This is a genomic window from Actinokineospora sp. UTMC 2448 (genome assembly GCF_024760565.1).
GTDB lineage: Bacteria > Actinomycetota > Actinomycetes > Mycobacteriales > Pseudonocardiaceae > Actinokineospora > Actinokineospora fastidiosa.
Window position 1 is genome coordinate 4262280 of sequence record NZ_CP031087.1, and the last position, 18672, is coordinate 4280951.

At 73.3% G+C, this 18672-nt stretch carries 18 protein-coding genes; 12 read left to right on the top strand and 6 right to left on the bottom strand.

Annotated features, from left to right (window positions below; all coding sequences use genetic code 11):
• Window positions 1-103 precede the first annotated feature (103 nt).
• Genes mptB through Actkin_RS19360 form a run of 3 tightly spaced genes read left to right on the top strand, consistent with a single transcriptional unit; the run spans window position 104 to window position 3335 of the window.
• Window positions 104-1651: a polyprenol phosphomannose-dependent alpha 1,6 mannosyltransferase MptB gene (mptB, locus tag Actkin_RS19350; RefSeq protein WP_258903684.1), complete on the top strand. Its 1548-nt coding sequence runs from the start codon at window positions 104-106 to the stop codon at window positions 1649-1651.
• A gap of 11 nt (window positions 1652-1662) precedes the next feature.
• Window positions 1663-2574: an ABC transporter ATP-binding protein gene (locus tag Actkin_RS19355; RefSeq protein WP_258903686.1), complete on the top strand. Its 912-nt coding sequence runs from the start codon at window positions 1663-1665 to the stop codon at window positions 2572-2574.
• A 53-nt stretch (window positions 2575-2627) separates the two neighbouring features.
• Window positions 2628-3335, top strand: coding sequence for an ABC transporter permease (locus Actkin_RS19360; protein ID WP_258907956.1), 708 nt, complete (start codon window positions 2628-2630; stop codon window positions 3333-3335).
• Here Actkin_RS19360 and Actkin_RS19365 read toward each other — a convergent pair.
• Window positions 3319-4170: a GNAT family N-acetyltransferase gene (locus Actkin_RS19365; protein ID WP_258903687.1), complete on the bottom strand. Its 852-nt coding sequence runs from the start codon at window positions 4168-4170 to the stop codon at window positions 3319-3321. The genes Actkin_RS19360 and Actkin_RS19365 overlap by 17 nt on opposite strands.
• A gap of 75 nt (window positions 4171-4245) precedes the next feature.
• Here Actkin_RS19365 and Actkin_RS32645 point away from each other — a divergent pair, with 75 nt between their 5' ends.
• Window positions 4246-5394 carry a GyrI-like domain-containing protein gene (locus Actkin_RS32645; protein WP_309569074.1) on the top strand — a complete coding sequence of 383 codons (1149 nt, stop codon included), beginning with the start codon at window positions 4246-4248 and terminating at the stop codon, window positions 5392-5394.
• On the opposite strand, the gene Actkin_RS19380 is transcribed toward Actkin_RS32645, so the two are convergent.
• Entirely contained in the window at window positions 5381-5824 is a 444-nt protein-coding gene (locus Actkin_RS19380) for a helix-turn-helix domain-containing protein (RefSeq protein ID WP_189210937.1), read from the bottom strand. The two genes, Actkin_RS32645 and Actkin_RS19380, sit on opposite strands and share 14 nt — an antisense overlap.
• Before the next feature lie 334 nt (window positions 5825-6158).
• On the opposite strand from Actkin_RS19380, the gene Actkin_RS19385 reads away from it, so the two are divergent.
• Window positions 6159-7073, top strand: coding sequence for a COX15/CtaA family protein (locus Actkin_RS19385; protein ID WP_258903690.1), 915 nt, complete (start codon window positions 6159-6161; stop codon window positions 7071-7073).
• Here Actkin_RS19385 and Actkin_RS19390 read toward each other — a convergent pair.
• Complete coding sequence (locus Actkin_RS19390) at window positions 7070-7375, bottom strand: hypothetical protein (protein ID WP_189210939.1); 306 nt, start codon at window positions 7373-7375, stop codon at window positions 7070-7072. The genes Actkin_RS19385 and Actkin_RS19390 overlap by 4 nt on opposite strands.
• An 82-nt stretch (window positions 7376-7457) precedes the next feature.
• Between Actkin_RS19390 and Actkin_RS19395 the strand changes: the two genes are divergently transcribed.
• Entirely contained in the window at window positions 7458-8426 is a 969-nt protein-coding gene (locus Actkin_RS19395; RefSeq protein WP_258903692.1) for a quinone oxidoreductase family protein, read from the top strand.
• Between the two features lie 6 nt (window positions 8427-8432).
• On the opposite strand, the gene Actkin_RS19400 is transcribed toward Actkin_RS19395, so the two are convergent.
• Window positions 8433-8987: an FKBP-type peptidyl-prolyl cis-trans isomerase gene (locus Actkin_RS19400; RefSeq protein ID WP_189210941.1), complete on the bottom strand. Its 555-nt coding sequence runs from the start codon at window positions 8985-8987 to the stop codon at window positions 8433-8435.
• A gap of 206 nt (window positions 8988-9193) precedes the next feature.
• Here Actkin_RS19400 and Actkin_RS19405 point away from each other — a divergent pair, with 206 nt between their 5' ends.
• The 4 genes from Actkin_RS19405 (at window position 9194) to Actkin_RS19420 (ending at window position 12120) form a co-directional block, all read left to right on the top strand.
• The gene (locus Actkin_RS19405) at window positions 9194-10195 is read left to right on the top strand and encodes a hypothetical protein (RefSeq protein WP_258903693.1); all 1002 of its coding nucleotides are present in this window, start codon (window positions 9194-9196) and stop codon (window positions 10193-10195) included.
• A 5-nt stretch (window positions 10196-10200) separates the two neighbouring features.
• The gene (locus Actkin_RS19410) at window positions 10201-10833 is read left to right on the top strand and encodes a hypothetical protein (RefSeq protein WP_189210943.1); all 633 of its coding nucleotides are present in this window, start codon (window positions 10201-10203) and stop codon (window positions 10831-10833) included.
• Window positions 10834-10877: 44 nt separating this feature from the next.
• Window positions 10878-11537, top strand: a complete 660-nt coding sequence (locus tag Actkin_RS19415) for an HD family phosphohydrolase (protein ID WP_258903694.1) — start codon at window positions 10878-10880, stop codon at window positions 11535-11537.
• Window positions 11538-11619: 82 nt separating this feature from the next.
• Entirely contained in the window at window positions 11620-12120 is a 501-nt protein-coding gene (locus Actkin_RS19420; protein ID WP_189210945.1) for a DUF6328 family protein, read from the top strand.
• Here the strand turns inward: Actkin_RS19420 and Actkin_RS19425 are convergent.
• The gene (locus Actkin_RS19425; RefSeq protein ID WP_258903696.1) at window positions 12102-14861 is read right to left on the bottom strand and encodes an ATP-binding protein; all 2760 of its coding nucleotides are present in this window, start codon (window positions 14859-14861) and stop codon (window positions 12102-12104) included. The two genes, Actkin_RS19420 and Actkin_RS19425, sit on opposite strands and share 19 nt — an antisense overlap.
• A gap of 215 nt (window positions 14862-15076) precedes the next feature.
• On the opposite strand from Actkin_RS19425, the gene Actkin_RS19430 reads away from it, so the two are divergent.
• The gene (locus Actkin_RS19430) at window positions 15077-15217 is read left to right on the top strand and encodes a hypothetical protein (protein WP_258903697.1); all 141 of its coding nucleotides are present in this window, start codon (window positions 15077-15079) and stop codon (window positions 15215-15217) included.
• A 59-nt stretch (window positions 15218-15276) separates the two neighbouring features.
• Here Actkin_RS19430 and Actkin_RS19435 read toward each other — a convergent pair whose 3' ends face one another.
• The gene (locus Actkin_RS19435) at window positions 15277-16215 is read right to left on the bottom strand and encodes a heme o synthase (RefSeq protein WP_189210948.1); all 939 of its coding nucleotides are present in this window, start codon (window positions 16213-16215) and stop codon (window positions 15277-15279) included.
• Window positions 16216-16518: 303 nt separating this feature from the next.
• On the opposite strand from Actkin_RS19435, the gene tkt reads away from it, so the two are divergent.
• Window positions 16519-18627: a transketolase gene (gene tkt / locus Actkin_RS19440; protein ID WP_229786905.1), complete on the top strand. Its 2109-nt coding sequence runs from the start codon at window positions 16519-16521 to the stop codon at window positions 18625-18627.
• The last annotated feature ends 45 nt before the right edge of the window (window positions 18628-18672 follow it).

Sequence of the window (18672 nt, forward strand, 5' to 3'; positions counted from 1 at the left end):
ATCGGAGTCACCGGGACCACGCACGAACGGATCTTGCCCGCTGCCCCGATACGCTCTCGACGTGGTGGCGGGAGACACGGATCGGCGCGGAGCGGTGACTCCGGTGACGGGGCTGAACGCCGCCGAGCGCAGGCAGCTCGACGTCATCCGCCGCTTCGGCACGGTCGGCGCGCTGCTGCTGCTGCTCGGCTCGCTGGGGGCGGGCGCGGCGCCGGTGTTCAACCCCGTGCTGCGGCTGCCGGTGCTCAGCCTGTTCAGCCGCATGCCCACGGTGTCCATCGCGGTGGGCTTCACCGGCGTGTTCATGCTCGTCCTGGCCTGGCTGGCGCTGGGGCGGCTGTCGCGGCCCTCGCGCGAGCGGGTGGTGTCGCTGCCGCAGATGGCCCGCACGCTGGTCATGTGGATCACGCCGCTGGTGTTCACCGTGCCCAGCTTCAGCCGCGACGTCTACAGCTACCTGGCGCAGAGCGAGATCGCCGCGCTGGGCATGGACCCCTACACCGAGGGCCCGGCGCAGGCGCTCGGCGTGGACCACCCGCTGACCAAGGGCGTGCCGACGGTGTGGCGGGAGACGCCGTCGCCGTACGGGCCGCTGTTCCTCTCGGCGGGCCGCATCGTGAACTGGCTGACCGGCGGCCACGTCGTGTGGGGCGTGGCCATGCACCGGCTGCTGGCGCTGATCGGCCTGGCGATGATCATCTGGGCGCTGCCCCGGCTGGCCAGGCGCTTCGGCGTGCACCCGGTCAGCGCGCTCTGGCTGGGCGCGGCGAACCCGCTGGTGCTGTTCCACCTGGTCGTCGGCGTGCACAACGAGTCGCTGGCGATCGGGCTCATGCTGGTCGGCTTCGAGCTGGCGCTGCGGCGGATGCCGTGGGTGGGCCCCGACGGCCCGTTCCCGCCGCTGCAGCCCGGCGAGCTCGTCGGCTACGCCGTCGGCTCGTCGGTGATCACCCTTGGCGCGGCGGTGAAGATCCCGGCCGCGCTGGCGCTGGGCTTCCTCGGGGTGATGATCGCGCGCAGGCTCGGCGGGCAGTGGAGCAGGCTGTTCGCCGTCGCGGGCGGGCTGTTCGTGGTCTTCGCCGTCGTGCTGACCGCGGCGTCGCTGGGCAGCGGCCTCGGGTACGGCTGGGTGGCGACGCTGAACACGGCGGCGACCATCAAGAGCTGGCTCGCCCCGATGACCGCGCTCGGGTTCGCCGCTGGCGGGCTGGGCATCCTGCTCGGCCTGGGCAACCACATGGACGCCGCGATCACCGTCAGCCGGGTCGTCGGGTCGGTCATCGGGCCGCTGATCGCGGCCAAGCTGCTGTTCGACAGCTTCCGCTGGAAGCTGCGCCCGCTCACCGGCCTCGGCGTCGCGCTGGGCGCGGTGCTGGTGTTCGGCGCGACCGTGCAGCCCTGGTACCTGCTGTGGGCCGCGGTCCCGCTGGCCGCGGCGGCGGGCGACACGAAGTTCCGCGTGGTGGCGACCGGCATCAGCGTCGCGCTCGCGGTCGTGCTCAACACGACCGGCTCGCCGTTCGACGGGCGGACGTTCCAGCTGCCCTACGCCTACATCGCGGCGATCATCGCCACCGGCCTGGCGGTGCTGCTCGCGCGCAGGCACCTCATCGGCACGCCCGGAGGCCGCGTGACCAGCGGCACGGCCTAGGCTTTCCGCCTGTGAGCGAGTCCGCCGTCGAGGTCGCCGACGTGGTCAAGCGCTTCGGGCCGACGACCGCGGTGGCGGGGGTCGACCTGAGCCTGCCGCGCGGTCAGGTGCTGGCGCTGCTCGGGCCGAACGGCGCGGGCAAGACGACCACCGTGGAGATGTGCGCGGGCTTCCTGCGCCCGGACTCCGGCAGCCTGCGCGTGCTCGGCATGGACCCCATGTCCGCCGCGCTGCGGCCGCGCGTCGGGGTCATGCCGCAGGGCGGCGGGGCGTACCCGGGGGTGCGGGCCGCGGAGATGCTGCGGCTGGTGGCCGCGTGCGCGCGCGACCCGCTGGACCCGGCCTGGCTGCTGGACGTGCTGGGCCTCGCCGGCGCGGCGCGGACGCCGTACAAGCGGCTCTCGGGCGGGCAGCAGCAGCGGCTGTCCCTGGCGTGCGCGCTGGTGGGCCGCCCCGAGCTGGTCTTCATGGACGAGCCGACCGCGGGCCTGGACCCGCAGGCGCGGCGGCTGGTGTGGGACCTGGTCTCGGCGCTGCGCGCCGACGGCGTGAGCGTCCTGCTGACGACGCACCTGATGGACGAGGCCGAGGCGCTCGCCGACCGGGTGGTGATCATCGACGGCGGCCGGGTGGTCGCCGAGGGCACGCCCGCCGCGCTGACCACGGAGGGGCAGATGCTGCGCTTCCGCACCCGTCCCGGGCTCGACCTGACGCTGCTGAGCGCGGCGCTGCCGGAGTCGTGCGTGGTCGCCGAGCCGTCGCCGGGGGCCTACCTGGTGAGCGGGGAGGTCGACCCGCAGGTCGTCTCGGCGGTGACGGCGTGGTGCGCCCAGCAGGGCGTGCTCGCCGAGGAGCTGCGGGTGGGCAGGCGCAGCCTGGAGGACGTCTTCCTGGAGCTGACCGGACGGGAGCTGCGCTCGTGACCTTCCCATCGGGCACCTTCACCCCGGCGCCGGGCGCGGGCCGCCCGCTCCGGATGCTGTGGGTGCACGCGCGCACCGAGGCGACGCTGACGCTGCGCAACGGCGAGCAGGTCCTGCTGACGCTGCTGATCCCGCTGGCCCTGCTGATCGGGCTGACGCTGGTGCCGGTGATCGCGCTGCCCTCGCCGAGGGTGGACGCGGTGACGCCCAGGGTGCTGGCGCTCGCGGTGCTCTCCTCGGCCTTCACCGGCCAGGCGATCGCGCTCGGCTTCGACCGGCGCTACGGCGTGCTGAAGCGGCTGGCGGCCACGGCGCTGCCGCGCTGGCTGCTGGTGCTGGGGCGGGTGGTCGCCGGGCTGGTCGTGGTCGCCGTGCAGGCGGTCGTCATCTCGGTGGTGGCGCTGCTGCTGGGCTGGTCGCCGTCCGGTCTGCTGTGGATGGTCGCGCTGCTCGCGCTGGGCACCCTGTGTTTCGGCGCGCTCGGCGTGCTGTTGGGCGGGGCGCTGAAGGCGGAGGTCGTGCTGGCCCTGGCGAACGTGGTGTGGTTCGTGCTGCTGCTGGCGGGCGGGATCGTGGTGGCCACCGCGGACCTGCCGTCCGGGATGGCGTGGGTGGTGGCGCTGCTGCCGTCCGCTGCGCTGACGGACGGGCTCACCACGGCCCTGTCCGGGGGCGTCCCGCCGCTGTCGGTGTGGGTGACGCTGACGGCGTGGGGCGTGGGCGCGGGCGTCCTGGCGACCCGGACTACCCGGCTGACCTAGCGTAGATCATCCCGCGGCCGTACTCGGTGAAGCCGAGGTCGCGGTAGAGCGTCATCGCCCCCGGATGCCCGGGCGGACTGTCCACTGGGAACACCACGGCGGTCTCCGCGCCGACGTCCTTGAGCGCGTGCAGCGCGCCGAGGCAGACCGCGCGGGCGAGCCCCCTGCGGCGGTGGTCTGGGTGGGTGCCGACCGGTTCGAGCTCGCCCACCCGGTTGTGGTCGTCGAGCCAGATGAGGCAGTAGGCGGCGTACGTGCCGTCGGGGGCGACCGCCACCCAGTCGAGTTCGGGCCGGAACGGCCAGGTGCTGCTGACGTTCCGGTAGCTCTCCTCGGTCACGCGCGATGGGTGCCACACCGCCCGGTGGCACGCGACCCGTTTCGCCGAGTCGGTGCTGGGGCCGATGGTGTAGCCCGGCGTCGCGGGCAGGTCGGGGAGGTCGGCGAGGCTCCGCGAGAGGTAGTGGTGGACGCACTCGTCGGCGGGGGCGTAGCCGTGGCGTTCGAGCGCGGCCCGCAGGTGCGGCCGGTCGTCGGCGATGCCGACCGTCAGGCGCTCGGCGGTGGCGGTGCCTGCGAACCACTCGAGGATCTCGTCGACAAGATCCGGGTCGGCGGTGAGGAAGTCGAGGTGGCCGGGCGGGTGCTGCCAGGCCCAGGCGACGGTCTCGCCGCCGGACTCCCAGAGCACGATGGGCCAGTCCCGGTCGAGGTGCTGCGTGCGCTGCCAGGCCAGGTCGCCGATGTGCCAGTGGCACGGCCACAGGCGCTGGGTGAGGTTCTGCATCGCGCGGAGGTCGGCGAGACCTCCGTAGGGCCGTGCCGTCGCCGCCATCCCGCCACCTTCCCGCCCAGGGCGGCCGGCCCTCAACTCGATTTCCGCCCGCTATTCCAGTGCTAGAATAGCCTCATGTCGCTGACCGATGGCGAGCTGACCGTGCTCGGGCTGCTCGTCGAGCAGCCCCGCCACGGCTACGACCTGGAGCGGGTCATCGAGGAGCGCGGGATGCGCGCGTGGACGGCGCTCGGCTTCTCCTCGATCTACTACGTGCTCGACAAGCTGGCCAAGCGCGGCCTGATCATCGAGGCGACCGGCGCGCCGCCGTCGGGGAAGTCGCGCGTCACCTTCCGCGCCACCGAGGCGGGCCGCGAGCTGTGCGCGGACGCCAGCCGGGAGGCGCTGGCCACGCTGACGCCGCCGCGCCCCCGCGTCCTCATCGGCATGGCCAACAGCCCTGGACTGCCCGACGCCGACGTGGTGGCCGGGCTGACCAAGCGCCTGGCGGCCCTGCGCGGAGAACTCGCGGACGTGCGGGCGGCTCGCGCCGCCCGGGAACCCCTGCCCTCCGCGGCTTCGGCGATCTTCGATTACGGCGAGGCCATGCTCAGGGCCGATGTCGACTGGACACAGGCCACGCTGAACGCGTTCACGAAGGAGTCCGCGGTGGAGAAGTACGACATCAAGAAGGCCCACAGGGACCTCTACTCCCCCTCGTCGCGGGACTTCACCGTCGTCGAGGTGCCCGAACTCCGCTACATCGCGGTCGACGGCCGCGGCGACCCCAACACCTCACCGGCATACGCGAACGCGGTCGAGGCCCTGTACACGGTGGCCTACACGGCGAAGTTCGCGGCCAAGGCCACCGGCCGCGACTTCGTGGTCGGACCGCTGGAGGGACTGTGGCGAGCGGACGATCCGAGCGTGTTCACGGCCCGGCGCAAGGAGAGCTGGGAGTGGACCATGCTGATCAGCATGCCCGCGTGGATCACCGACGACATGGTCCACTCCGCGATCGACACCGCGGCGAGGAAGAAGGACCTCCCCGCGCTCGGCGACGTCCGGCCGCTCACGCTCGCCGAGGGGACCTGCGTCCAGATCCTGCACATCGGTCCCTACGACGACGAGACCCCGACCCTGGACCGGCTCCACAACCGGTTCCTGCCCGAGAACGGCCTGACCTTCAACGGCGACCACCACGAGATCTACCTCAGCGACGCGCGGCGGACCCCGCCCGAGAAGCTGAGGACCGTTCTGCGGCAGCCGGTCAGGCGCGGGTAGCGGGGTCGGTCACGCCGGGCTTGGACGCGGCGCGCTCGATGTCGCGCACGCGGATGGCCATCTCCAGCAGGGCGGCGCGCCCGGCCTCCGACAGCTCGCCCGCGCGCATGGCGATCGCGCGCACCTGGCTGTCGCGCCAGGCGGCCATGAGGTCGAGCTGCTCATCGATGCGCGCGGACTCGGCGTCGTCGCTGAAGTAGGCGATGGGGACGCCGAAGAACTTGGCCAGGGCGGCCAGATGGCGGAAGCTCGGGTTGTCGCGGGTGCCGCGCCGCCACGCCGAGACCGCGCTGTGGGTCAGCTCGACGTTCTGCTCGTCGCGGATGGCCGCGGCGATCTCCTCGTTCGTGTACGGCCCGCGCCCCGCCGGGTGCACCGTGGCCACCAGACGGTTGAGTTTGGCGGCCAGGCTGCCGGTCCCCAGTTCCATGACACCCCTCCCGGTGGCGCTCGACAACCGTCGAACACACCCACCGGCAATTGCACCAGTGTTGAAACGCCTGCACAAGCAGTATAGGTTTACCCGTGAGGGGTGGCGCTACCGCCGGACGGCCCGTTGGGGGGAGCGAACCGTCCGGCGGTAGCTGAAGGAAGGCGATGGGGGAGGCCGCCTTCCGCGACGTAGTGTAGTGCCCTGTGATCGCTCCGTGGGGACGAATCGCGAACATGGCCACACTTTTGTCATTGGGCACGCAGTGAGACGGGCGACACGGTAGGAGACCACCGCCGGGATCGCGCGTCCGCGCACGTCCTACGATTCAGCGGTGAGCCTGAAGACCCGCCTTGACACCGTCCGACCGCTTTCGCGGCGCACTCAGCGGTCGCTGGCGTGGGCCGTCGTCGTCACCCAGGCGCTGATCGCGGTCACCGGGTCGATCGTGCGGGTCACCGGGTCCGGGCTGGCGTGCACCACCTGGCCGGAGTGCCACCCCGGCAGCATGGTGCCCACGGAGCACCCGGAGTACGCCGACCTCAACCAGTGGATCGAGTTCGGCAACCGGCTCTTCACCGGCGTGGTCGGGCTGATCGCGTTCGCCGCGTTCGCCGCCGCCTACCTCGACCGCCCGCGCCGCTCCCGCTACGTCAGGCTGGCGCTGATCATGCCGATCGGTGTCGCCGTGCAGGCGGTGATCGGCGGGATCACGGTCCGGTTCGACCTGTTGTGGTGGACGGTCGCCGTGCACTTCATGGCCTCTGCGGTCATGGTGTGGCTGGCGGTGCTGCTGGTCTACGCCGTGGACGAGCAGGACGGGCCGCCGCGCCCCGTCGGGCCGCCGGTGCTGGGCCGCACGCTCCAGGCGATGACCGCGCTGCTGGTCGCCCTGCTGATCGCGGGCACCTTCGTCACCGGGGCCGGGCCGCACGCCGGCGACGCGCTGACCCCGCGCCTCGACGTCGAACTCGAGACCATGGCGCACGTGCACGCCGCGTTCCTGTACGCGTTCCTCGGCCTGCTGCTCGCCGTCGGCCTGATGCTGCGCGGGGTCGGGTCGCGGAGGCTGTGGCGGCACTACATCGTGCTGGTCGCCGTCGTGCTCGCCCAGGGCGCGCTGGGCTTCACCCAGTTCGCCCTCGGCGTCCCCGAGCTGCTGGTCGCCCTGCACGTCCTCGGGGCGATGGCGGTCATCGTCGCCGCCGCCGCCCTGTGGAGCGCCGCGCACCCGCGCGAGCGCGCCTAGCCCCGGGTGCGGGCCGCCATCTTGGCCCGGTGGCCCGCGCCGATCCTGGTCGCCGCGACCGTCTCGCGGTCCCACTCCTCGGCCGCCTCCAGCCCGTCGACCCGCTCGACGAGCGCGTCGGCCGCCGCCATGGAGGCGACCATGACGTCGCCGAGCGCACCGTCCGCGCCGACGAGCACCACGCGCACCCCGGCGAGGCCGACGTTCTCCGCCACGGCGCGCGCGGGCTTGCCGTGCGCGCCGACGAACGCGGTGGCAGCCTTCACCGCGGTAGGGCTGGGCTTCTCGGTCTCAGTCGCCATGCGGGGAGCCTAGAGCGCGGGGCCCGGGAACACCGGGCGGTCGTGATCGGTTCCACTCGACGAGAGCGAGAAGGAGGCGCGCGTGCCCACAGCAGTCCTGGTGTCCGAGACGGGCGGCCCCGAGGTCCTGACCGTCACCGAGGCCGAGCCCGGGTCCCCCGGTCCCGGCGAGGTCCTGGTCGACGTCGCCGCGGCGGGCGTGAACTACATCGACACCTACCACCGCAGCGGCGCCTATCCCCTGCCGCTGCCGTTCCGGATCGGCCTGGAGGGCGCGGGCACCGTCACCGCCGTCGGCGAGGGCGCCGACGCGAAGGTGGGCGACCGCATCGCCTGGTCGAGCACCCTGGGCAGCTACGCGGCCCAGGTCGTCGTGCCGGTCGCGGCCGCCGTGCCCGTCCCCGACGGCGTGGACGACCAGACCGCGGCCGCCCTCATGCTGCAGGGCCTGACCGCGCACTACCTGCTGACCTCCACCTATGCGGTGCAGCCCGGCGACACGGTGCTGGTGCACGCCGCCGCGGGCGGGGTCGGCCTGCTGCTGACCCAGCTCGCCACCGCGCGGGGCGCCCGCGTCATCGGCACCGTGTCCACCGCGGAGAAGGCCGAGCTGGCCAGGGCGGCGGGCGCGGCCGAGGTGATCCGCTACGACCAGGTCGATTTCGCCCCGGCCGTGCGCGAGCTGACCGGCGGCGACGGCGTCGCCGCGGTGTACGACGGCGTCGGCGCGAGCACCTTCGACGGCAGCCTCGACTCGCTGCGCAGGCGCGGCGTGCTGGCCCTGTTCGGCGCGGCCAGCGGCCCGGTCCCGCCGGTCGACCCGCAGCGGCTCAACCGGGCGGGCTCGGTGTTCCTGACCCGGCCCACGCTGGCCGACCACGTGGTGACGACGCAGGAGCTGCGCGGGCGCGCGGCCGACCTGTTCGACGCCGTCCTCGCGGGTGAGCTGTCCGTCCGGATCGGCGCCACCTACGCGCTCGACGACGCCCGCACCGCCCACGAGGACCTGGAGGGCAGGCGCACCACGGGCAAGGTGCTGCTCATCCCGTAGGTCTACTCAGGACTTCCCGGAGTCGTCGGTCACGGCGACGGCGTCGATCACGAACACCAGCGTCTCGTCGGGCGCAACGCCGTTGCCGCCCGGGCCGTACCCCTTGTCCGGCGGGACGACCAGCAGCCTGCGCGCGCCCTGCTTGATGCCGACCAGGCCCTCGTTCCAGCCGTCGATCACCCGCGCGTTGCCCAGGTTCGCCACGGGGAACGGCTCGCCGCGGTCCCAGGAGTTGTCTAGCACCTGGCGGTTCGACCACGTGGTGAGGTGGTAGTGCGCGAGCACGGTGTCGCCCTGCTCGGCTTCGGCGCCGCTGCCCGGCGTCAGGTCCTTGCTGAGCAGCTTGGTGGGCGGGGAGCAGGTGTCCGGCAGCGTCACCTTCGGCTTGGTGGCCGCCTCGCCCTCGACGGTGATGTCGTCGGCGGTGCACTCGACGGCGGTGGCGATCTCCGTCGTCGGCGACTCGGGCAGGGTGGGCTCGTTGCCCGGGGCGGACTGCTGACCACAGGCGGTGAGAGCCGCGAGCAGTGCCGTCGCCACGGTGGGACCGAGGATGCGCATAACGGCGGACTCTAAGCGCTCACCGTGTGAGGCGACCGTGAGGGCGGTTGGGCCGTTTGTGGTCACTCTGGGTCTCACCCGTTTTGCGCATATGCCCGCACGATCTTCGCGCGTAAAGTGACTGCTCGCGCCCGTTCGGATACTGAAAGCAGCGACTGCTGCCCGCTCCAGTGCCGCACGGCCGTCCGCCGAGGAGGTGACCTGCCTTGCCCGCGGACGCCACCGGCCTCCGCACCCACCGGATCCACGAGATCTTCTGGACCAGGACCACCCTGCTGCTCACCACCCTGCTGGTGGTGTCCGGACTGGCGTTCTGGGCGTCGAGTTCGCTGGACACCGGCACCGGGAGGAGTCTGCTGACCGCGGTGGCCACCGGCACGATGGTATCGGCCGTGGTCGGGTTCGGACAGACGCTGATCACCGCCCGCGCCACGCGCGAGGCGATGCTGAACCCGCTGATCGAGGAGAGCCGCAAGGCGCTGCGCGAGCTGTCGGAGGAGTACCGCTCGCTGAACCAGGAGTTCTTCCCCACGCACGTGTTCGAGGCCAGCGTCGAGCCCGACCCGGCGTTCAACGCGCTCATGATGGAGGACCTGCGCCGCGCCAAGCAGTACTGGTTCCGCGGGTTCTCCGGCCGCTACGCCGCCGTGCGGCTGCTGGCCGCGCGGTCGGAGTGGGAGGTCAGGGCCGTGGTCGCCGACCCGCGCGAGCGCAGCGCGATCAGCGGCCGGGCCCGCTACCTCGCCCGCAGGGAGGGCGCGGACACCGACCTCGACAAGATCCGCGACGAGCTGCACGAGGAGATCCGCATCGGCCTGGTCGGGCTGTTCCTCGCGCGGTCCCGGTGCACCCGCATCGACGTGACGGTGGTCGCCGACCCGCCGCTGGACCGCGTGGAGATGTTCGACGACAGCGTGTGGATCACCCTCTACAGCGACCCGGCCGCCCCGTCGCCCTACCCGAGGACGCTGCGGTTCGCCGAGAGCTCGTTCATCCACGGCATGGAGCGCGCCGACTTCGGCAGGCTCCACGCCACCCGCGACGCCCGCCGACTGGTGATCACCCCGGACACCGGCCGCGCGGAGTTCGCCGCGCAGTTCGCCCGGGTCACCGGGACCGCTTTGACCGACGACGGCTTCGGAGAACTGGAGGCCGCCTTCCACGGCTTCCGCCGGGATTTCTCCGCCAAGGCCGAACTGGAGAGTTGATACCGTTGCTGACCCGCGTCCACGCGCTGCCCGACCTCGCCGACCGGCTGCTGCGCGAGCCCCGAGGCCCGGGATGGGACACCGTGCACGCCGTGTTCGAGTCCTGGGTGGACGGACGACCGCCCAGGGCGGCCGTGCGCCGCCACCTCGCCGGACTCGACCCGGCGGAGTCCGCCGCGCTGGTCGCGCGGTCCCGGGAGACCACGACGCACTTCGCCTGGTGCCTGCGCGACGAGCGGGCGGAGCCGTTCTCGTTCTGGCTGCACGAGTACAAGCCGCAGCGGGACTGGCGCGCCGGGTACGCCGACTCGGTGCACAACCACCGCTACCACTTCTGCACCGTCATCCTCAGCGGCGGTTACCGCCACGAGCGGTTCGCCACCCGGGTGGACCCGGTGACCGGCCTGGTCGACTCGGTCGCCATGACCCGGGGCGCCGACTACGACACCGGCACCACCGGCTACCTGCTGGCCAGCGAGTTCCACCGCATCCCCACCGCGCTGGACGGCACCATGACGTTCCTGGTGAAGTCGCGCCCGGTCACGGAGTGGAGCCTGTCCTACGACCCGGTGAGCGGCCTCGGACACCGGCACGTGCCGGTCGAGTGCCGGCTTCCGGAGCTGACCCGGCGCATCTGACACGATTTACCATCGACCCCACCCGAACGAACGGGAGGGGTCACATGTCAGCGCCGACCATCGACGCACCCACCATCAGCAGCGCGATCATCGGTGACGTGGAGGACCGCGTCCGCGCGCTGTGCGAGCGCCACGCCCGCCGTCTGCCGTTCCACGGCTGGCACCACGTGGGGTTCGTCCGCGACAAGGCGGTGGAGTTCGCCGCGGCCAACGGCTCCGACGTGCCCGTGGTGGCCGTCGCCGCCCTCGTGCACGACGTGAACTACCTGGTCCGCCGCAACTCGGCGGCCGCGGCGGGCTCGGGCCTGCGCAGGCGCCTGCTGGCCGACGCAGGCGTGCCCCGCCCGACGGTGGACTGGATCGACGCCATCGTGGACGAGGCCGAGATGCGCACCCGCCACCGCGGCATCAGCCGCGAGGCCCAGGCGCTCTCGGACGCGGACACCCTGTTCAAGGCGCTGCCCGTCACGCCGGTGGTGCTGGCGCACCGGTACCTGACGGAGAACAACGTCACGCTGCGGGAGCTGGCCGACAAGATCGTCGGCGAGCAGTGCGACGTCCACGACGAGGGCTTCTACTTCTACTCCCCCGCCGCGGCCGCGCAGTACTCCCGGTGGGCCAGTGCCAATCTGCAACTGTGGCGGTGCATCAAGGAGTCCCTCGACGACCCGACCGTGGAGCGGCTGCTGGCGGCGGTCGGCTGACCGATCTCGGTCAGCGTGCCGATGTCTCGGGCACGGCGCGCGGCGACAGTGGGGTGACCACCACGACCCCACGGAGCGCACCATGACCACGCAGTCGCCGCCAGTCCCGCACGAGCACGACGAGTCGCCCCGGCAGCGGCTGGCCCGCAACTACGGCGAGCAGCTGCAGGAGGTCAGGGTCGCCCAGACCGGGGTGCAGTTCCTGCTGGCCTTCCTGCTCGCGCTCGCGTTCACGCCGAGGTTCCCGGAGATCACCGGCTTCCAGGAGGACGTCTACGTGGTCGCGCTGGTCCTGGGCGCCTCGGCGACGGCGCTGCTGATCGCCCCGGCCGCCTACCACCGCCTGGTGTTCCGCCGCGGCCTCAAACACCGCCTAGTCCACGCGACGGCGATGTTCACCCTGGCCGGGCTGACCCTGCTGATGCTGGCGATCGGCGCGTCGCTGCTGCTGGTGCTGGACGTGGTCGTGGGCGGACCTCAGGCCCGCTGGCTGACCGGGGGCGTGCTGTGCTGGTTCGGGCTATGGTGGTTCGCGGTTCCACTGTGGACGCGCAGGCACGGCCGTCAGCCGGACTCCCGGTAGCGGCGCGTCGCCTCGCGGGCGATGTCGGTCCGCGAGGCGACGCCGAGCTTGGCCAGGATGTGCGAGACATGCGTCGCCACCGTGCGCCGGGAGAGCACGAGGCGGTCGGCGATCTGCGGGTTGGACAGCCCCGCTGCGACGAGCGCGGCCACGCGGCCCTCGGTCGGGGTCAGGCTCGGCCACCCGGTGCGGGCGCGGCGGTGCTGGGCGCGGGGACCGCGGCGGATGCCGTGCCCGCGCAGGGCGGCCCGCAGGCGGGCGGCGTCCCAGGTCGCGCCGAGTCCGGCGTAGAGGTCGTCGGCCTGGGTGAACGCCGTCCGCGCCTCGGTCGCCTCGCCGAGGCCCGCGAAGGCGACGGCCGCCTGGTGCAGCGCCCGCGCCCTGCCGAACGGGCGCCCGGCGGCGTGGTAGCGCTCGGCGGCGGCCATCAGCTCGGCCGGGTCGGCCGCGAGGACACCCCGGCAGTAGGCGGCCGCGGCCGCGCGGTGCGGGATGGCGCAGTCCTGCGCCAGCTTCTCCGCCATGCCCGCGGCGAACGTCGCGGTCCCCCGGTCGTCGAGCTGGACGGCGAGGCGGACCGCGTCGGGGATGAGGTCCTCCATCTCCTCGGCCTCCTCGCCGCCGCCGGACAGCGACGCGACCAGCACGGCCAGCGCTCCCGCCGGGTCGCCCGCGCACTCGCGGGCGAGGCTGCGGGCCAGGGCGAGCGCGGCGATCGTGCGGCTGCCGATGCGCAGGGCGGGCGCCTCGGCCGCGGCCAGGTGCCGGGCCGCGGCCTCGGGGTTGCCCCTGCGCAGCAGGATCACCGCGGCGGTGCCGTGGTCGCAGCAGGCCACGCCGGGGTCCTTGGCCTCGGCGGGCACCGCGGCGACCCCGGCGAGCGCGTCGTCCCACCGGCCGGTGTCGTGGCGCAGCTCGGCCAGCGCGCTGTGCGCCTGCGCGAGCCGGACCAGCGCGCCCGTCCCCTCGGCCAGCGCCCTGACCTGCTCGGCGGCGGCGATCGCCTCCGGGTAGCGGTCGAGGTCGCCGAGCGCGACGGCCTGGTTGATCTGCAGCAGCATCCGCAGGTCGAGCAGGGCGGGGTCGGCGCCGGTGACGGCGAGCGCCCGCTCGAACAGCGGCAGCGCCGCGGCCATCTCCCCGCGCATCACCGCGACGACGGTGAGCACGTGCAGCGCCCAGCCGACCGCCCAGCGGTCCCCGGCCTCCTCCGCGCAGGCCAGCGCCGACCGGGCCACCTCCCCCGCCCGGTCGACCTCGCCGATGTCGCGGTGGGCGCGCGCGGACAGCACGAGCAGCCGCGCCCGGTGCCGCCCGTCGAGGCCGGGCCGGGCCAGCGCGTCGGCCAGGGTCGCCAGGGACTCCGCGCCCCGGCCGTCGAGCGCGCGGCACTGGGCCAGGGTCCAGTGCAGGTCCGCGGTCTCGTCCGGGTCGGTCGACGCCTCCAGCGCCCGTGCCGCGACCGCCTCGGCCCGCGCGCGCTCACCAGTGCGGTAGAGCGCGTCGGCGAGCCTGCCCGCCAGCGGGGCGCCCGCGTCGACCGCGCGTTGCAGCAGGTCGATGGCCACCGCGGGGGCCTGCGCGATCAGCGCGGGCGCCGCGGTGGCCAGCCAGTCCGCTGCCCAGCCGTGCGGGCGGTGGACGCCGCGCAGGAACTGCCGGGCCACGCGCTCGACCGGCGCGCCCGCAGCGGCCAGCGCGCGGGCGGCCTCCTCGTGCCACGCCCCGCGCAGTCCGGCGGGCATGCCGTCGTAGATGACCCGGTGGATCAGCGGGTGGCGGAACCGCAGCTCGGGGCCCGACCCGCAGAGCACGCCCGCGGCGAGCGCGTGGTCCACGGCCGTCACCAGCGCGGCGACCCGCGTGTCGAGCACCACGGCGACGTCGGCGAGGGCGAACTCGACGCCGAGCAGCGCCGCGGCCCGCAGCACGGCGCGCACGTCGGCCGGGAGGAAGTCGAGGCGGTGGGCGATGGCGGCGTCCAGCGACCCGGGCGCCGGGTCGCCGGTCACCTCGGCGACCCCGTCGGCCACGGCGACCACCCCGTCCCGGCGCAGGGCGTCGACCAGCTCGGTCAGGTACAGCGGGTTGCCCGCCGCCTCCTCGGCCATGGCCAGCAGCCGGGGCCCGGGCGGTCCGCCCGCGAGCGCGCCGACGAGGTCGCGCGCCTCCCGCTCGGTCAGCCGGGCCAGCCGCAGCCTGCTCTGCGCGCCGGTCGCCCGGCGGACGGCGGCCAGCTCGGCCCGCCTCGGCACGTCCCGGGCCGTGCCGAGGAGCAGCAGCGGCAGGTCGGCCGCCCTGCGGGCCAGCGCGCACCAGAGCGCGACCGTGGCGCGGTCGGCCCACTGCAGGTCGTCGAGCACGACCACCGCCGGGCCCGCCTCGCCGACCAGCGCCACCAGGTGTTCCGCCGCGGCGGTCACCGGGTCCGCGCCCACCGGGGCCTCGCCGCGCAGCAGCCGGTTGACCGCGGCCCGCCGCTCCCCGCCCCCGTCGCGCACGCGCAGCGCGTCCAACCACGGCAGCAGCGGCAGTCGCTGTCCCAGTTCGTCGCAGGCGCCCCAGGACACGGTCATGCCCGAGCGCTCGGCGCGGTCGCACGCGGCGCGCACCAGCACGGTCTTGCCGATGCCGGGCTCGCCCTCGATCAGCGCCGCCCGGCCGCGGCCAGCCCGGGCGTCGTCCAGCCACCGGTCGAGTCTGGCCTGCTCAGGGCGGCGGCCGAGGACGGGTGCGGACATGAAAGCACTGTAGAGAGGTGAAATCGAGGTGAACAGATCTTGGATCAGCGGTTAATCCGATCGGCCTACGACCGCGCCCGTAGAGCGCCATTGGCTCGTCGTTCACCCGGGGTTGCCACCGGTGTCGACTGCCACTGAGACGCTGATCACCAGCCGAAACGCCCGTCTCCCTCGGCAGATCCGACACCACGGCCGGTCAAACGAACGGAGTTCCCATGCGCGTGCGGCAGGTCATCGCCGCGCTCGCCGTCGCGGCGGCGAGCATCCTGGGGGTCTTGGCGGTCAGCGGCGCCGCGGCGGCGTCCGACGACCCCGGCATGACCCACAACGTGACCCCCGACATGACCCACAACTGATCGACGCGACGCGGGCGCTCCCCCCGGGAGCGCCCGCCGTCATGTCCGGAGTGGACGGATCAGAACGGCCAGCCGAGCACCGGAAGGCCCAGCGCGGAGTCCACGGCGAGCGCGAGGAACAGCAGGGTCAGGTAGCTGTTCGACAGGTGGAACAGCTTCATCGGGTTGGCGGGCTCGTCGCGCTTGACCGCGGTGTGCAGGCGGTGGGCGAAGACCAGGAACCAGCCCCCGGCCAGGACCGCGAAGGCCAGGTACACCCAGCCGGTCGCGGGCAGCAGGAGCATGCTCCAGGCGACCATGACCCACGAGTACACGACGATCTGCTTGGCGACCTGCGTCGGCGTGGCCACCACAGGCAGCATCGGCACGCCCGCCTTGGCGTAGTCGTCGCGGAACTTCATCGCCAGCGCCCAGAAGTGCGGCGGGGTCCAGAAGAAGATCACGCCGAACATCACCAGCGCGGGCCAGCCCACGTCGCCGGTCACCGCGGCCCAGCCGATCACGACCGGCATGCAGCCCGCCGCGCCGCCCCACACGATGTTCTGCGCCGTCCGGCGCTTGAGGACCATCGTGTAGACGAGGACGTAGAACAGGATCGCGCCGACGGCCATCGCCGCGGCCAGCAGGTTCGTCGTGGCCCACAGCCAGGCGAAGGACAGCACGCCGAGCACCACGCCGAAGACCATGGCGTTGCGCGCGGGCACGACGTGCCGGGCCAGCGGGCGCGACTTGGTCCGCTTCATGACCGCGTCGATGTCGGCGTCGACCACGCAGTTCAGCGCGTTGGCGCTGCCCGCGGCCATGGTGCCGCCGACGAGCGTGGTCAGCACCAGCCACGGCGACGGGATGCCGCGCTCGGCCAGCAGCATGGCCGGGACGGTGGTGACGAGCAGCAGCTCGATGATCCGCGGCTTGGTCAGCGCCACGTAGGCGCGCAGCACGTCGCCCCGGGAGGGAGCGGTGGGCGCGTCGGCGGGCACTGGGGTCACCGACGGCATCTCGCTCCTCAACACTGATGGCGCGCCCGATCCCCTGAGACGCAGGTCACTGGGGTCGCGCGGGGTTTGCGTCCAACGCCGCGCGGGTACGCGGCACAGTACGGAATGGTAGCCGCGAAGGGGTCGGGTGCCCGTATCGGGTGGCGCGGCCGGGCCGAGTTCAGTCACAGATCACAGCGCGCGTCCGGCTACGACTAGGCTTGCCCCGGACCAGGGATGACCTGCGGGTCGTGGCAACCCAGCCGTCTGGTGTGCTGGGCGCGACGAACCGCCTACAACTATGGAAGTGGGAGCGCGAAGTCCGTGTCCGCCAGCAGTGACGTCCCAGAGAACCTGACCACAGCCTCGGTGCCCGACGACTGGACCGACCTCGACCGGCGGGCGGTGGACACCATCCGGGTGCTCGCCGCGGACGCCGTGCAGAACGTCGGCAACGGCCACCCCGGCACGGCCATGAGCCTGGCCCCGCTCGCCTACGCCCTCTACCAGCGCGTGATGCGCCACGACCCGAGCGACCCCGAGTGGATCGGCCGCGACCGGTTCGTCCTCTCCTGCGGGCACTCCAGCCTCACCCTCTACCTGCAGCTGTTCCTCTCCGGCTACGGCCTGGAGATCGAGGACATCAAGGCGCTGCGCACGTGGGGCTCGAAGACCCCGGGCCACCCGGAGCACGGCCACACCGCGGGGGTGGAGATCACCACCGGCCCGCTGGGCCAGGGCCTGGCCTCCGCGGTCGGCATGGCCATGGCCGCCCGCCGCGAGCGCGGCCTGTTCGACCCCGACGCCGCGCCGGGCGAGAGCGTCTTCGACCACTTCGTCTACGTGATCGCCTCCGACGGCGACATCGAGGAGGGCGTGACCTCCGAGGCGTCGTCCATCGCGGGCCGCCAGGAGCTCGGCAACCTCGTCGTGGTCTACGACGACAACCAGATCTCCATCGAGGACGACGTCGCCATCGCGCTGTCGGAGGACGTGGCCAAGCGCTACGAGGCCTACGGCTGGCACGTGCAGGTCGTCGAGGGCGGCGAGAACGTCACCGGCATCCTGGCCGCGATCGAGGCTGCCAAGGCCGAGACGAGCAGGCCGTCGTTCATCCTGCTGCGCACGGTGATCGGCTACCCGGCGCCGAACCTGATGAACACCGGCAAGGCCCACGGCGCCGCGCTCGGCGACGCCGAGGTCGCCGCCGTCAAGGAGATCCTGGGCTTCGACCCGGCCCGCACCTTCCAGGTCGACCCCGAGGTGCTGGCGCACGCCCGCCAGGTCGCCGAGCGGGGCAAGGCCGCCCGCGCCGCCTGGGAGCAGAGGTTCGGCGAGTGGGCCGCGGCCAACCCCGAGCGCCGCGCCCTGCTGGACCGCGCCACCGAGTACCGGCTGCCGGACGGCTTCGCCGACGCGCTGCCCACCTGGGAGCCCGACGCCAAGGGCGTCGCCACCCGCAAGGCGTCCGGCGAGGTGCTCAACGCCGTCGGCGGCCTGCTGCCGGAGCTGTGGGGCGGCTCGGCCGACCTGGCCGAGTCCAACAACACCACGATCAAGGGCTCGGACTCCTTCGGCCCGGAGTCGTCGTCGACGAAGGAGTGGACGGCCAACCCGTACGGCCGCACGCTGCACTTCGGCGTCCGCGAGCACGCCATGGGCTCGATCCTCAACGGCATCGTGCTGCACGGCCCGACCCGCCCGTACGGCGGCACGTTCCTGGTGTTCAGCGACTACATGCGCCCGGCCGTCCGGCTCGCGGCGGTCATGGGCCTGCCGGTCACCTACGTCTGGACGCACGACTCGATCGGCCTCGGTGAGGACGGACCGACCCACCAGCCGATCGAGCACCTCGCCGCGCTGCGCGCCATCCCGAACCTGGTCGTGCTGCGCCCCGGCGACGCGAACGAGACCGCGGCGGCGTGGAAGGCGATCCTGTCGCAGTCGACGCAGCCGGTCGGGCTCTGCCTGACCCGGCAGAACCTGCCCGTGCTCGAGAACACCAGGGAGAAGGCGTTCGAGGGCGTGGCCCGCGGCGGCTACGTCCTGGAGGACTCCGAGACCGTGCCGAGGGTCGTCCTGATCGGCACCGGCTCGGAGCTGCAGATCGCGGTCGAGGCGCGCCGGGTGCTGGAGGCCGACGGCATCCCCACCCGCGTGGTGTCGATGCCGTCCGTGGAGTGGTTCGACGCCCAGGACGAGGCCTACCGCGACACCGTCCTCCCGCCGACCGTGCACGCGCGTGTCGTGGTCGAGGCGGGCATCGCCCAGCCGTGGCACCGGTTCACCGGCCGGACGGGCGAGATCGTCTCGATCGAGCACTTCGGGGCGTCGGCGGACTACCAGACCCTGTTCCGCGAGTTCGGGTTCACCACCGAGGCCGTCGTGGCCGCGGCCCGCCGCTCCCTCAGCGCGAATGGAGGCACCAAGTGAGCGAGTTTACGAGCGAACCAATGACACAGGGCCAGCGCGAGCGCC

What these genes read in the sequence shown, in the direction of transcription:
- Actkin_RS19360 (WP_258907956.1), top strand. Translation starts at nt 2,628, where the DNA reads ATGCTGTGGGTGCACGCGCGCACCGAGGCGACGCTGACGCTGCGCAAC.
- Actkin_RS19365 (WP_258903687.1), bottom strand. Translation starts at nt 4,170, where the DNA reads ATGGCGGCGACGGCACGGCCCTACGGAGGTCTCGCCGACCTCCGCGCG.
- Actkin_RS32645 (WP_309569074.1), top strand. Translation starts at nt 4,246, where the DNA reads ATGTCGCTGACCGATGGCGAGCTGACCGTGCTCGGGCTGCTCGTCGAG.
- Actkin_RS19380 (WP_189210937.1), bottom strand. Translation starts at nt 5,824, where the DNA reads ATGGAACTGGGGACCGGCAGCCTGGCCGCCAAACTCAACCGTCTGGTG.
- Actkin_RS19390 (WP_189210939.1), bottom strand. Translation starts at nt 7,375, where the DNA reads ATGGCGACTGAGACCGAGAAGCCCAGCCCTACCGCGGTGAAGGCTGCC.
- Actkin_RS19400 (WP_189210941.1), bottom strand. Translation starts at nt 8,987, where the DNA reads ATGCGCATCCTCGGTCCCACCGTGGCGACGGCACTGCTCGCGGCTCTC.
- Actkin_RS19415 (WP_258903694.1), top strand. Translation starts at nt 10,878, where the DNA reads ATGTCAGCGCCGACCATCGACGCACCCACCATCAGCAGCGCGATCATC.
- Actkin_RS19420 (WP_189210945.1), top strand. Translation starts at nt 11,620, where the DNA reads ATGACCACGCAGTCGCCGCCAGTCCCGCACGAGCACGACGAGTCGCCC.
- Actkin_RS19425 (WP_258903696.1), bottom strand. Translation starts at nt 14,861, where the DNA reads ATGTCCGCACCCGTCCTCGGCCGCCGCCCTGAGCAGGCCAGACTCGAC.
- Actkin_RS19430 (WP_258903697.1), top strand. Translation starts at nt 15,077, where the DNA reads ATGCGCGTGCGGCAGGTCATCGCCGCGCTCGCCGTCGCGGCGGCGAGC.
- Actkin_RS19435 (WP_189210948.1), bottom strand. Translation starts at nt 16,215, where the DNA reads ATGCCGTCGGTGACCCCAGTGCCCGCCGACGCGCCCACCGCTCCCTCC.